At 43.4% G+C, this 14,779-nt stretch carries 12 protein-coding genes; 1 reads left to right on the top strand and 11 read right to left on the bottom strand.

Features of this window, described 5'->3' with window-relative positions:
• Window positions 1-25: 25 nt before the first annotated feature.
• On the bottom strand, window positions 26-2,398 hold the full coding sequence (gene galA, locus ACBP55_RS13910; protein WP_464652356.1) for a beta-galactosidase GalA: 2,373 nt from the start codon (window positions 2,396-2,398) through the stop codon (window positions 26-28).
• Window positions 2,399-2,538: 140 nt separating this feature from the next.
• Between galA and ACBP55_RS13905 the strand changes: the two genes are divergently transcribed.
• Window positions 2,539-3,372 (top strand): AraC family transcriptional regulator, encoded by an 834-nt coding sequence (locus ACBP55_RS13905; RefSeq protein WP_464652355.1) that lies wholly within the window; start codon window positions 2,539-2,541, stop codon window positions 3,370-3,372.
• Window positions 3,373-3,493: 121 nt separating this feature from the next.
• Here the strand turns inward: ACBP55_RS13905 and ACBP55_RS13900 are convergent, their stop codons facing one another.
• From ACBP55_RS13900 to ACBP55_RS13855, 10 genes are all read right to left on the bottom strand, one after another.
• Window positions 3,494-4,633, bottom strand: coding sequence for an exo-beta-N-acetylmuramidase NamZ family protein (locus tag ACBP55_RS13900; RefSeq protein WP_464652353.1), 1,140 nt, complete (start codon window positions 4,631-4,633; stop codon window positions 3,494-3,496).
• 632 nt (window positions 4,634-5,265) lie between these two features.
• A complete protein-coding gene (locus tag ACBP55_RS13895; RefSeq protein WP_029193765.1) occupies window positions 5,266-5,973 on the bottom strand; it encodes a PIG-L deacetylase family protein in 708 nt (235 codons plus the stop codon).
• Window positions 5,974-6,942: a GNAT family N-acetyltransferase gene (locus tag ACBP55_RS13890; RefSeq protein ID WP_464652351.1), complete on the bottom strand. Its 969-nt coding sequence runs from the start codon at window positions 6,940-6,942 to the stop codon at window positions 5,974-5,976. It abuts the gene before it with no gap.
• 34 nt (window positions 6,943-6,976) lie between these two features.
• Window positions 6,977-7,837, bottom strand: coding sequence for a carbohydrate ABC transporter permease (locus ACBP55_RS13885; RefSeq protein WP_029193763.1), 861 nt, complete (start codon window positions 7,835-7,837; stop codon window positions 6,977-6,979).
• A 54-nt stretch (window positions 7,838-7,891) separates the two neighbouring features.
• Window positions 7,892-8,797: a carbohydrate ABC transporter permease gene (locus ACBP55_RS13880; RefSeq protein ID WP_029193762.1), complete on the bottom strand. Its 906-nt coding sequence runs from the start codon at window positions 8,795-8,797 to the stop codon at window positions 7,892-7,894.
• Window positions 8,798-8,887: 90 nt separating this feature from the next.
• A complete protein-coding gene (locus tag ACBP55_RS13875) occupies window positions 8,888-10,333 on the bottom strand; it encodes an ABC transporter substrate-binding protein (RefSeq protein ID WP_464652349.1) in 1,446 nt (481 codons plus the stop codon).
• Window positions 10,334-10,474: 141 nt separating this feature from the next.
• A complete protein-coding gene (gene murQ / locus ACBP55_RS13870) occupies window positions 10,475-11,389 on the bottom strand; it encodes an N-acetylmuramic acid 6-phosphate etherase (RefSeq protein WP_464652347.1) in 915 nt (304 codons plus the stop codon).
• A gap of 177 nt (window positions 11,390-11,566) precedes the next feature.
• Window positions 11,567-12,433 (bottom strand): MurR/RpiR family transcriptional regulator, encoded by an 867-nt coding sequence (locus tag ACBP55_RS13865; protein ID WP_029193759.1) that lies wholly within the window; start codon window positions 12,431-12,433, stop codon window positions 11,567-11,569.
• Between the two features lie 522 nt (window positions 12,434-12,955).
• Complete coding sequence (locus tag ACBP55_RS13860; RefSeq protein WP_464652345.1) at window positions 12,956-14,161, bottom strand: ATP-binding protein; 1,206 nt, start codon at window positions 14,159-14,161, stop codon at window positions 12,956-12,958.
• 325 nt (window positions 14,162-14,486) lie between these two features.
• On the bottom strand, window positions 14,487-14,627 hold the full coding sequence (locus ACBP55_RS13855) for a hypothetical protein (protein ID WP_464652343.1): 141 nt from the start codon (window positions 14,625-14,627) through the stop codon (window positions 14,487-14,489).
• Window positions 14,628-14,779: the final 152 nt, after the last annotated feature.

Raw genomic sequence — 14,779 nt, 5'->3', positions numbered from 1 at the left:
TATCTCCTTTACTCCTGCCCAATGATTAACGAGCTTTCAAGGAAAGCTTAGCAGATTGCAGGCCAACCGATGTGCCCGTTAGAACAATGTCTCCAGACATTTCGTTGGCTTGTATCAATACTAGACAATACCCGTTAAAGACCCGTCGACGATTCGCCTTATCCGGTTCATGACTGCTAGGATTCCCATTTCCAACGCCCAAAATGGTTCCAGCCCCCTCCAATGCAAAAACCACTTCATTGTCAGCAATTGGAACAACACGGCCCTGCTCGTCTCGAATCGATACTTTGACTAGGGAGACGTCCATTCCATCTGCATGAATCTCCGTCCGATCCGGCTCCATATGAATGAGGTAAGGCACATCAACGGTTTGAACTTTTTTCACAGCGAATTGAACGCCTTGCTTGTAGGCAATAGCAACGAGTTCACCGGGTTCATAAGGGACTTTCCACTCCAAATGTCCTGCTTTGACCATAGGTTTATTGCCAAGGCTTTGTCCATTCAATGAAAGCTCTACGTGATCACCATTGGTATATACCCATACTTCAATCAACTCGCCGACTTTTCCTCCCCAATTCCAATGCGGCATCAGATGAATCATAGGCTCATCCGTCCAAACGGATTTGAGATAATAATAAACATCCTTCGGGAATCCACACGTGTCCATGATACCAAAATGAGAATTAATACAGGGCCATCTGTACGGAGATGGTTCTCCCCTGTAATCGAAACCTGTCCAAAGGAAAATGCCTGTCAAGAATGGATTCTCCAGAAGGTCGTTCCACGCCTTTTCCACCGTGCAAGACCATGAAGGCATGAACACTCCCTCATAAGCAGGACAATACCCTCTCTCCGTATCAATCTCATAGATTCCACGGGTCGTTGTACTGCTTGCACTCTCACTTCCGATCATGATCCGTGATGTGTAGGCATAGTGATCCGTTACATCTTGATTATTTCTCTGACCATAATTATATCCTACAATTTCCACTTGATCGCTGTAGCCCTCATCATTCCACCCATGATTCATGGCCGCAAGTGTTGGTCGGGTCGAATCTAGTTTGTGAGTCACATTAACAAGTGAACGAAGAATTCGGGCTCCTGTGACCTTCCCTTCCAATATCTCTTCATTCTCCATACACCATATAATAATCGAAGGATGATTGCGATCCCTCACGATCATGCTCTTGAGATCGGCTATTCCATCAGATGAGCTATCCAGCTTGCGGTTCTCATCGATGACCATCAGACCTAGCCGGTCGCAAATATCGAGTAATTCTGGAGTCGGCGGATGATGAGCGCTTCTGTAAGCATTGCAGCCCATTTCTTTCAACAATTGAAGCTTATATTCATTAACTCGGTCTGGTAAAGCAACCCCGACACCTGCGAAGTCTTGATGGTTGCATGTTCCTTTGATGAGAGTCGGCTCCCCATTTAAAATAAAACCGTTTCTCGTAAACTCGATAGTGCGTATTCCGAAGGTCGTTTCATACGTATCGACGAGTTGGTCTCTTGTCCTCACTTCCGTTATCAATTTATATAGGTACGGATGATCCGGTGACCAAAGCTGCGGGTTGGCTACAGATAGCGATTGTTTGATTTCACTTTGATCAAGCCGCGAAACAATTATGTTATCGGAAACAGAAGCGACGATGCCACCCTCAGCATTCACAATTGTCGATTTGAGTTCGCACAACCGATCATTCTCGTACTCGTTGTGCAAGACAGTGCTTATGACAACATCTGCTGCCTGCTCCGTAACTTGAGGTGTCGTCACGTAAGTTCCACAATGCACAACGTGCAGTTTGTTGGTTTTCTGTAACCATATATGTCGGTAAATACCGCCGCCTTCATACCACCAGCCTTCGTACCGTGTGGCGTCCACCTTAACCACAATCACGTTATTTCCTTCATCACCGTAGCGTACAATATCCGAAATATCGTAATGAACTCCGGTATACCCGCTATTGTGTGTACCGATCAGATGTCCATTGAGCCAGACGGTGCTTACGCCCATTACGCCATCGAAATGTATACTAATTTTTCTCCCATAGTCTTGGGAAGGAATCGCGAACATTTTCCGGTAAAAGCCGATCCCAGTAGGCAAATAGCCATGGCTGCCTGGCCGGCTTCCTAAGTTCGGGTCATTCACCACATTCCCTTCCACGACCCAATCATGAGGAATATTGACCCTACTCCAGTCCTTAGGGATGGGGATCTCTCCTGAATCCTTGTCAACGTAGGCGATTTCAAGCCATTCCCCGTCTTCCCGCTTCCCGTTGTCTGTGATACCTCCCGTCTTCCCTGCTTTTACGGCATATTTCATCGCAATGTCACCCTTGTGGAAAAACCAATCCCGATCGAAATTTTCTCTAACTCTTGACGGTTGAAATTCCATGTAGACGCCTCTTTCCGAATTATTATCATTCAGTTATATAATTTTATTGATAATTATAAAACGATAAAATTCGATCAACAATAGTAGGATATTTATGATAATATAACAATATTAATATTCTCAATGAGTGAGTGATCGAGATGAAACATTTTTACTGGAACGTATTAACCGATATCGACTTTAATTTGCCCCTCTATCTCGTCTCAACCGGATACTGGGTTAATCAGCCTCAAGTCATAAGAAAAGCAGGATATAAGGGATATCAATGGATTCAATGTTTTGACGGACAAGGGATGCTTGAGATCGAAGGAAAATCAACCACACTCTCCAAAGGTCAAGGCATGCTGCTCTACCCGGGGGTCCCTCACCGTTATTATCCTATTATTGAGCCTTGGACGGTTCAATGGGTCGAATTTAACGGGAATTTCGCCGAATCTCTCCTTCGCTCTTTTCATTTCCATGAATCCATCGTTCTTTATATTTCTAAACCTGAGATTTTACAGGCAAGAATCAATGAAATTAATCATCTATATAGCATTCGGAAATATTTATCGAGCTACGATGGCTCCCAGCTGCTATACGGCCTATTACTGGAATTATTTCGATACACATCCATATCGGACAACCGTTCCAATCATGATCAATATGAACATTTGAAGCCGGTTATCGACTATATTGCCAATCACTTTGATAAACCCATCACCCTTCAGAATCTGGCAAACCAATTAACAGTAACGCCTCATTATACGTGTGTTTTATTTCAAAATACGTTAGGCACAAGGCCCTTCGAGTACATCAATCGTTTTCGGATCCAAAAAGCCAAAGAGTTTCTTCAGCAATTTCCTGACTTAGAGGTGAAATGCATTTCCGAGAAGGTTGGTTTTGAGAGTCCGAGTTATTTCATTAAACTTTTTAAAAAAAGCGAGGGAATTACGCCAAACACCTTTAGAAAAACGCACACAATCCAGTCTTAGACAAACACATTAAACAGCAAAAAAAGCGTATACTGCCTCATCACGGCACTCTACGCTTTTTGCTGTTTTTCTATTTGATTCCAGACATTTTAAAGTAACTCATTAGTCGCTCTTAAACGCCTTAATACAAATGATACTGCTGTTTCATGTTTGCAAATTCCCGACTTTCGTCCCGAAATTGCTCCAACAGCACCGAAACATCTAATGGATCTTCACGATACACCTTATCCCCGCACAATAAATCAATAAAAGGCCTGGATCCCTCTTTCAGCGGTGGAAGGAACGAAAATTGTTCATAGTTACGCTTAATGGTATACATCAATGTGATCGCTGTCTCCAAAGGACGAATCGTTCGGGTATCCAGCACATGAAGCTGCACACCACTGCAAGACTCCCCCTGAAATTTGGAAAAGGTCGGTTTAAAATAAACCGGACGGAAAACGACCCCAGGCAGTTTCTTGCCGTTCATGTCGTCCGCCAGTTGTTGAGCGTTGATAAACGGAGTTCCTACAATTTCAAAAGGAACTGTTGTCCCTCTTCCTTCAGACAGGTTGGTGCCTTCAAATATACAGGTACCTGGATACAACAATGCTGTTTCAAACCGAGGAATCCCCAAAGAAGGCATCACCCAGTGTTGACCCGTATCAACGAACTGCATCTGCCGCTCCCAGCCCTCAGCACGTATTACATGCAGATCACATTGCCAGTTCATCTGATCGTTAGCCATGGTGGCTACCTCACCGGCAGTCAGACCATAACGCACACAAAGCGGGTAATTGCCAACAAAAGATTGATAGTCCTGCTTTAAAATGTTACCTTCTACCGTCACTCCATCCAGCGGGTTGATCCGGTCCAAAATGACAAACGGCTTGCCTGCTTTCGCACAATCTTCCAGAGCATATAGCATCGTATATATAAATGTGTAGTATCGTGTGCCTACGTCCTGAATATCATAGACGACCATATCAACCTCATCAAGCATTTCCTGGCTCAGGCGCTTAGAATCCTTACGGTACAAGCTATGCACCGGCACCTGTGTGATCGGGTCCAGATACGTTTCTACCAGGGCACCTGCTGCTTGATCTCCACGCACACCGTGTTCCGGTGAAAACAAGGCTGTGAGATTGAAATTCTCATGCAAAATTTGAATGGTGGATACGAAGTCATTGTTTAAGCCGGTAGGGGCCGTGATTAGTCCCAATCGTTTCCCTTTGAATAGATGAGTGTACTGCCCAATGCAATCGATACCGTTTCTGATCATAGCTGCCTCCCACATTTTGTTTGGTTAAAATAAACGGATTACGCGCCCTTGGCAAGTCTGTTTGTCAAAGTTGATGCCTAGCACGTTTCAGCCAAGGTATCACGCTAATCCGTGAAATGTTGTATTTTGTACAACAAAAAGCAAGAAAATCCACATAATTCATGCGATTGTTGCAAAAAATACAACAATTCTAGCCAAAAGTGACTAATTAGCATGAAATACGGCTAAATTGTTGCATACGATACAACATCTTCAGCTTTTCCTTAAGAAACTGAGGAAATTGTTGTACTAAGTACAACTTGCCTTCTACTAGCCCTCCTATTTACTACTTCCTATTCTTACTACTTCTACTTCTACTTACTACTTACTACTTACTACTTATTACTTCCATCACTAACTGCAAATAACTAACTCCTAACTCCAAATTCCTAACTCCCACTTCCCCCACAAACCGGGAAACAAAAAAATAATCATTACCTAAACGAGAGATTATCCATCTAAATCTCCCTTGTGCATGGCAGCAAACTGCAAATCGAAGGTCATACTCGCTTCTACCCAAACGTAATGTTGAGAAAACCTCTAACGAGGCCATTCATGAATGAATAGCCGCATGTAGAGGTTGGTTTTATTTGTTATAATTCAGTTTTGAGCACACGCATATTTTCTTCTGGAATCATGAAGGTTTGTGCATACTCTTTTCTGGCTTCAAGGCCGCGGACTCTCATCAAATGCTTGTAGTATTCCAAATACTTGAACGACTTGCTGCCGGTTACGAACCAGTGCGTGGAGACGGCCTTCACCCATAGATCAAAGGCTTCCTGATCATAGTCGACATAAACATACGGTCGGTAATCTACCGCATCCTCCCAGTTCTCTGCATAATACAATCTCTGTGCAAAATGGGCAGGAAGCTCCCGCTCAAACGTCGGCAAGGCGGCAAAAAAGCGGGCGTCATTGACGATGCGATGCGTTGTCATATGGTCCTTGTGCATGCTGTTCTTCCAATGCGTAATAATGACGTTCGGACGAACTTGACGAATGACGTCAGCTACTCGAAAACGCATTTCTTGGTTATCCTGCAGCTCGCCATCAGGAATGTCGTCGAATACGAACGCTTCCCCGCCAAGCATCTCGGCAAAGGTTTTCGCTTCGTTCACTTTCTGCACGCGATATTCGGCCATATCTTGACCTGCCGGAACGCCGCGTTCGCCTGCTGTCAGCGCCAGGGTCGCAATGCGGTCCCCCTTTAAAAAGTGACTTGCCAATACGCCTCCTGCGGTTAATTCGGCATCACCCACATGGCCACCAATGGCCAGAATCGATAACTTTTGCTCGCTCACTCACACAAACTCCCTTCTCATAACAGAAAATTGTTTGACGGTTGTAAAGCCTGCCTTCTCGTAGATGCGGATAGCCGGATTCGTACTGCCCGTATAGAGCGACATGTAGTCGGTTCCAATCGAGCGAAAAGCCTCACACAGCTTAAAGAATAAAATGCTGCCCAACCCGTGTCCCTCATGATCAGGAAGCACGCCGATTCCGGCGAAATAGCCCCGGCCGTTATCCTGACGAATCACGGGTCCTGCAAATCCGATGACCTTGCCTTTATATGCAGCAATCACTACAGGCACACCATCTGCCGTGCTTTGCCCGATTTCCTTTTGCCATAAAAGATTATTAAATCCTTGGAGCATTTCATCTACGCCGCTATGCTTTTCCGAATTAAACAATTCCACCGTGTAACCCTCAGCGGCTGCTTTATTTTCTTTGGCCTTTACATCCTCCGGGATGGTGAAGCCATCCAGCTTCAAATACATGGCGCACTCTTTGGCACGCTCCACATACCCTGCTCGCAGCAAAAATCTATACAATTTACTCTCAATCGGCACACCTGGCGCATTGTTATGCTCATGCTTTGGAGTCCCCGGTATATACCATGGCAATAGCATCGGGTTAAAAAATAAAACGTCGCCTTGCTTTTTCCCCTGCTGCTGAAAGCGATGCTCCAAAGCGTCTAACATGCCTTGATAAATCTCATCGGTTTTGAAGTCTTCAGCTAGAACGATGCAAGTGATGTACCCAGCCACTTCTCCAAGCGGCAGATCATCACCCGTACACCCGCAGGCAAAGCCTTTAACTTCATTTTGTTCCAATAAAATAAACATATTTTGACTATCGAAATAAGGGTTTTCCGTGAAAATACGCTCAAAACTTTGTTCGTTAAGCTCCTTGTAGCCTTCTTTCACAGCTTCTTCATTCCATAAGTCGATTATCGCCTGACGATATTGTTGATCCCAGGACACTATCATGCTGAAGTGATACCTCCCCAACGCGCGGCTTGAATTAGCCCTTCACCGCACCAACCGTTACACCTTCTAAGAAGTACTTTTGCAAGCTGAAGAAAAGAATAAACATCGGCAGTGCTGAAATGGTAGCACCCGCCATCATCGGCGCAATAAACGTCGTATTGGCGAAGCGGAAGTTTTTCAAACCAACTTGGATCGTCTGCATATCCATCGTATTGGTGACAAGCAGCGGCCAGAAGAACGTATTCCAGCTATCCATAAACGTTAGAATCGCCATTACGGCGAGCACCGTTTTAGACAAAGGCAGAATGATTCTCCAATAAATGGTGAATTGGCTGCACCCTTCGATTTTGGCGCTTTCCATAATCTCGTTCGGGATACTGCTCATAAACTGTTTAGCCAGAAAAATATTATATACAGTAACGATACCCGGCATAATTAATGCGCTGTACGTATTTTGCAATTCAAACACGTTAACAACTAGAATATACAAAGGAACTTGCGTAACTTGGTAAGGAATCATCATGGAGACAAGCAGTACCGCGAACAGCACGCCTCTCCCTTTAAAACGAAGTTTAGAAAATGCATAACCAGCCATGCTGGCAAAAATGACGTTGGACACCATCACGGTAGTCGCCACTATCAACGAGTTCAAAATCCAACGATACGAATACTCGCTGTAATCAAAGAAATATTTGAAGGAAGCGAATGTAAACTTGCTTGGTAAAATAGAGTAGCTCACCGCTCCGGCCTCAACCGGATCAGCAAAGGATGAAATGACCATGAAATAGATCGGAAATATCGTCGCCAAAGCAAAAAGTAGAAGGGCGATAAAAATGATTGAATTACGAATAGTTTTTACTTTAGGTTTTCCTGCATGATTGCTGTATAAAGCCATTTTTTATCCTCCCAACATAGGGATCTTTGAGCGGAGCTCAAAGTCTCTCCGCCCTTAATACTCGACGTCTTTTCCTGCATATTTAAACTGAATAACCGAAATTCCCGCGATAATAAGTGCTAGAATCAATGATTGCGCCGCGGCTTTACCGAATTCAAAATAAGTAAAGGCATTATTGAAAATTAGTAGACCCACCATCGTAGTCGCATTGTTCGGACCGCCTCCGGTCATGAGGTACGCGTTCTGAAACACTTGGAAAGAACCGATAACACCCGTTACCAAAAGAAATAACGTCGCTGGTTTCAAAGAAGGAACCACGATATGCCACAGCTTTTGGAAAAAGTTCGCTCCATCCATTTCCGCTGCCTCGTAATACGTATCATCAATGCCAAGAAGACCTGCCAGATAGATGATGATGCTCGTGCCATGACTGGAGAGCCAGGACATTAGAACTAAAGAAAACATCGCTGTTTTGCTTGATCCGAGCCAGTTCTGATTGGTGAAGCCAAAGAAATGAATCAACTGATTTAAAATTCCGCCTTCCATCGGATCGAAGATCCAAAGCCATACGACGGATAAAGCAACGCCTGAAGCAACTACAGGCAAGTAATAGACACCTTTGAAAAACCCCTGCGTTTTTTTCCTGAGCGGCAGAATCAAAATAGCGATCACCATGGACAAGATCAAGTTAACAGGTACAGTCAGAAGTGTATAGACGACGGTATTGCGCATGGCTTGCCAAAACAAACCGTCTTTCACCGTCGAAACATAATTGTCGAATCCAACATAGGTGGAACCAAGAGGTTTATATTCTTGGAGACTGATGATAAACGCGCTTACGACCGGATATGCGGTGAACATTGCAAAGACGACCAAAGCAACGGCAATAAATGCATATCCCCATGCTCCTTCTCCTCTGATTCTCCTTCTTTTCATCGGTTTAGCGATATGAGTAGCCATTTGTCAAACCCCGTTTCAGAAAACTCGGTTAAAATAGTTCGGATAGCCGTGTAATATGCTTCACGACTATCCGAGGTTTACAACGTATGATTAATCTTTCACAACGCCATCGGCGCCAAATGCAGCAATCGCAGCGGTTTTCACAGCTTCATACATCGCTTCAGGTGTAATTTCACCTGCGATTAGACCTTGGAACTTAGGTACGATAACTTCTGTTTCCAATTTGATCGCTTTAGCACCCAGTTCTGTCGGGATATCCGAACGAGCAGGTGTTGCATTTTTCAACATGTAGTCAACCGCAGCCACGTTCTCGGGGCTTCTGTCAATTTTCATGCTTTCAGCTGCTTTTTTACCGCTTTGCGTAATGTGAGCAGAGAACAGATCACTGTTTGTTGCTGCAGCATTTTTACCGCTAGCTAAGAAGTAAGCCGCTTTTACAACGTTTGCTTTGTGCTCAGCCGTAGGTTCCTTTTTACCGCGGAACGTCATGTAACCGTCAACGACTGTAGCGAATGATGGTTTTGCACCTTGGAAAGTTGGAGCCGGCAAGACAACATAATCAACTGGGATCGAGTCTTTTACAGCGCTTGCATCAGCTGCTTTCAGCTTCGCATTGTTCGTTTTAGCTGAATTTTCAAACACGGCAAGACCTTTACCTGTGATCATCGTTTGACCTGTTAGGAACATGTTCCAACGCTTACCAGCATCAACAGAGCTAAGCTCTTTCGGCATGGAGCCGTCATCAATCAATTGACGAAGATCTTTGAGCAATCCTAGGTAGTTTTTGCTAGTGTACGCATATTTCAAATCTTTATTAAACGCATGAGGCATACCGGCATTTTTCGCCATGATACCCAAGTAGTCAACGGCTGCAACGCCTTTCACAGCGAACACGAAGCCGTAGCGCGTTTTTCCGTTTTCAGTTACGACGCCTTTTTTGACCGCTTGACGGAATTCATCGTACGTCCAACCGCTTGTTTGTACTTTCTTCCAATCGATACCGGCCTTTTCCAAGAACGCTTTATTTCCGCCTAGTGCGTGAACTTCCATATAAGCCGGGAAGCCGTAAAGTCCTTTGCCGTTCTTCATGTATTCAAGCGGAGCTTTCTCATAGTCGTTAATCATCTCAGGAGTTGCCGCATCCGTAATGTCCATGAGCAATCCTTGCTGCAAATACTTAGGGATACCGTCAGAGCCTCCGAATGCAATATCCGGAGGGCTGCCTGCATTCACTTGCGTATCCAATTTCTGTTTCATATCTTCCCAGCTTGCTGGTTCAATTTTGAGCGTCAGGTTCGGATACTGAGCAGTAAAGTCCTTGGACATTTGTTCGAACTGTTTTTGGTAGTTCGGTGAAACTGGCGGCAGCAAAGCCGTGATGGTATCTTTCGCTGTTGAAGCGCCGGCTGTAGCCGCTGGAGTCGTTGTTGTACCTGCTGGTGTACTTGTTGCTTTCGTGCCGGAAGTACCACCGCAAGCTGTTAAAGCCATGGTTAAAGCGACGACGGATGCTAATACGGGCATTTTTCTTTTCATGAGAATTGACCTCCATTTATAGGGATCTTTGAGCGTAGCTCAAAGTCTCTCCGCTTTGGGATCTTTGAGCACATCTCAAAGTCTCTCCGCTTTGGGATCTTTGAGCGTTGCTCAAAGTCTCTCCTTTTGATATTGAGTTAATTACACAACTTTGCTAAAAGTACGTATGGCTGTTTTCAAACGGCCGTCGCATTGCTTCAATGCTTGTTCTGCCTCCACTGCATTCAATCCGGTTTTTATCATCATAATGGCTAGCTTACAATTCATGGAAGCGCTTTCCAAATGGGTAATAGCGCACTCTTCATCTACCCCTGTTGCTGCCCTAATGATACGAACCGAGCGATCATACAATTTGATATTACTTGCTTTCATGTCTACCATGAGGTTGTTATAAGTCTTTCCTAGCTTCACCATCGTACAGGTCGTCAGCATGTTAAGAACCAGCTTCTGTGCTGTCCCCGCTTTCAATCGGGTAGATCCCATAATCGCTTCCGGCCCAACCACTGGCGCAATACACACATCACAGACAGGCTCTAATTTCGAATTTTTGTTATTCACTACGCCGATCGTTGCTGCACCAATGTCCTTTGCTTTTTGCAAACTGGCAATGACGAATTGTGCACTTCCACTGGCCGTAATTCCAATAACAGCATCCTTGTCAGTCACACCGCACCGTTCAATGAGTGCGATCCCCTCCTCCGCGTTATCTTCAAAACCTTCAACTGCCGTTCTTAGTGCCCCATCGCCACCGGCGATATGACCTTGCACCAGCATGGGGTCAATACCAAAAGTAGGAGGACATTCAGAAGCGTCGAGTACACCGAGTCTGCCAGAAGATCCAGCTCCTACGTAGAACATTCTGCCGCCGTTTTTCAGAACATGATGCAAAATATCAACCGCTTTCATAATTTGCGGTATTTCTGCTCCCACTGCAGCGGGAACTTCAGCATCCTGCTCATTCATTAACCGCAGCATTTGTTCCGTTGTACATTCATCCATCATCTGTGTTTTCTCGTTAATCTCTTCCGTAGTCAATCCCGAGAGATACTCATCCATAGCCATCCTCCTATCCTTTTTTATTTAAATTTCTATTTTCATACTAGCGAAAAATTTCATGATGGTCAATAGTTTTTGAAATTTTATTTCTTTTCACAATAAACATTTGATTTTTTATTTTATTTAACAACAAAAAAAGACAACGGCTTAATCTGGCTAAGGCGTTGTCTTTATCTTTTATTTGCGATGCTTGCTGCTGGCTATAATATCGTGCGTTTTAGCTAAATATTTCTTCACTTTCTTGTATTCCGCACTAGCTACGCCAGCAAAAAGAATATCAATGACCGTCAGCATAGCAATTCTCGATCCCATGGCACCGCTTCTGATAGTTACCTCTGGTGTCGAGATGCTCAGGACGATGTTCGCCTGATCTGCTAACTCGCTTTTATTATATTTGGTAATGGCAATAATGCACGCGCCATTCTTCTTGGCTATTTCTAGTGCATCGAGAATTTCTATCGTACTACCTGAATTTGAAATAAAGATGGCTACATCACTTTTATCTAGCATTGTAGCTGCCGTAAGCTGACTGTGCCCGTCCGTGTAGGTATGGCACATCTTGTTGATCCGCGAAAATTTCTGCTCCGCATCGATACCGACCAGACCGGAAGCACCAATTCCGAAAAAAGCAATGCGGTTGCTTTCTCGCAGAACCTTTACAGCACGGGCTATTTCATTTTTATCGATGACACTAAGGGTATCTTCTATAGATTTACTATTATTGCGAGAAATATTAGAGATAATGACGGATAGATCATCCCCTGGTTGTATATCAGTGTACTGGTTCTTCTCATCATCATCCATAGATCCAATTGAGGCTGAAATACTTACAATAAAGTTCCGGTATCCTTTATACCCCATCGTTTTACAGAAACGAAGCACGGATGCGTCACTGGTCTTCGTCAGCCCGGCAAGACTCTTAATCGAAAGATGCGGGATTTCTTCTAAATTCTCCAAAATGTAATCAGCCACCAACTTCTCAACAGGAGTTAGGCTGTCTTTCATATCACGAATCTTTATCAAAATATTATCATTAATTGACATATATATTCCCTGTTCACCCTATTTTCTCTGAGCTAAAATTTTAATCTCATCATACGTTATAATTGCTCAAAAAAACAAGATTAATATCTAAAATTGTATACAATTTTGAATATTAAGTTAAAAATTTATTTTCAAAAATAAAAACTAAAGATAAAATTAAATTTCAATTATTATTGCAGCGTTTCGGAATGCGATGCTATAATAGCAGCGAGATTGTGCTGGATAGGAAGGCTGAATCCATGGATGAATAAAAAATTGAAAATAGCGATTATTGGATCAGGATGAAGCAGGTGTCTTCGGGTTAGCCGGTGCGGACATTCCATCCCAGAAGGAAAGGGCTTCGGCATTTGCTCCATTAATGGCTCAGGCTCTTCTACGGGCGGAATTTTTCCAAGTGGAAAGCGCCTTCAAGTAGGCGGTGTTGGCAGTGAGCTTTCTGGTGATGAGGCTGGGGGGTTCTTTCTAGCCAGAAGAGTACTTCGGTCTGTCTATGACTAATCTACGTTCCGCGCCCATCGTATCTCATAAAGCCTCCAACAAACGTTGCCGCTCATTCGCTCCCATCGCTAAGTGAATAAGGTGAGCCACCAATTTTTTCTGTTCTGGATTTAATCGGGCAAACACTCTTGGCTCTAGTTGACACATTTCCCTGATGACAGATTCCAGCTCTTCTTTTCTGGTAGTGTCCTCAGGATCGTCTTTAAAAATGGGAAATGCCTTGGATTCCGCAAACTCTTCAATCACATGATCCGCGAATAAACCTAAATAAGGCTTCCTTTTTTGCTTTATAAACATGTTGATTTCTTCAATTAAGAATTGAAATGCTTCGCTTCTTCTGCTTGCTCCAAAAGATAACTCCAATTGTCCGCCATTGTCTTCACTATCAAAGTCAAAATGATCAAATCCCTTACTTTGAATATAAACACTATGATAGAATGAATCACCTTTGTTATTAAAAGTTGTCGGCTGCTTATGCTTCTCATCTAAATGTGAATCGAGAAAGTAAAGTTTGGAATATTCATGATTGATTCGATCTTTCCAACGAACATATTTGATTGCAAACTCCGTTTGTGTAGGCTCATGAACGATTTTAAAACCTTCTTTTTCGGCTATCACACTCGAGTAGTCTAAGGAAACGCCATCTATTTTAACATCGAAATGTTTCTCAGCATGAAGTTCCAGGAACCACCCAAATTCCTTACATAAAAAAGTCAACAAATCCTCATAGACAAAGTCTTTCATGATATTATGAAAAGTTACCGTCGTTCCTGCTTCTTCATCTGTTAGGATGTTATTCGTTACCTCATAAGTGTCCAAATTTTTCGAATGAATACGAATGGTATACGTATTTTTAAGAAGGCCGTCCACATAGGTCGTTGTCCATGCTGCATCGGAAGCAAAGTGATGGAAGGTTAATCGACCGATTCCATTTTTTCCATGCATAGCCGAAGTCGTTCTGGCTCGCTTTTGAGGATCAATTTGCTTCTCAGACTCGAAAAATGGCGTAAACTTCCGTTCTAACTCTTTCCTATTTATGCCATACCCATTATCCGCAATGACAATTTGATCTATGCCGCCTAGCACATTTTTATGCAGCTTTATATCTACAACAGTAGCTTTTGCATCAAATCCATTCCAAATATATTCAGAAATGGCTTGCAAATAATCAAACTTACGAAGAGTTTTTTCGATACCTTTTGAGGATATTTCTATTTTGCTTTTGCCCAAAACGATCAACCCCTTCAATGAGTAATTACGCCAATACCTACAAATCTATCATATTCCAAATCTATCATTCCGTATGTCGATTCATGCTTGCTTGATGTATATGTTTTTCGACAAAAAATGAAAATATCGGTCCGATCTTGATTTCCTTTTTGTTACCAATCAAAAAAAGACCTGTAAATTCCAAGTCTTGGGGTACTCTATAAAATTAATAAGGGGGCTGTCCCAAAAAGGACCTCCCCCTATTGGCGGAAGTCCTCATGGATACGTTAAGCAGCGATCTTATCGAAGCAATCCCAATTTCGCGCATTGCCAAGCCCTTAGCTCGCTAATGACCAAGATACGCTTTTTTGACGTTATCCTGCGTTCGCAAATTGTGTGCGGTATCGTGAAACCTAATTTCCCCATGCTCCATCACATACCCGCGATCAGCCACAGATAAAGCCATGGAGGCATTTTGCTCGATCAATAGCGTCGTTAATCCTTGCTACTTGATGATGCGAATCGTCTCGAAAATATCCTTGACCACGATCGGTGCCAAACCCATGGATGGCTCGTCCAAAATAAGCAGCTTAGGCTTCGCCATTTTATTACCCCCTATTTGATTTATGAGTTTATCTT

The sequence above is a fragment of the Paenibacillus sp. WG02 genome, assembly GCF_055396115.1.
This window is presented reverse-complemented; position numbering and strand designations above follow the sequence as displayed.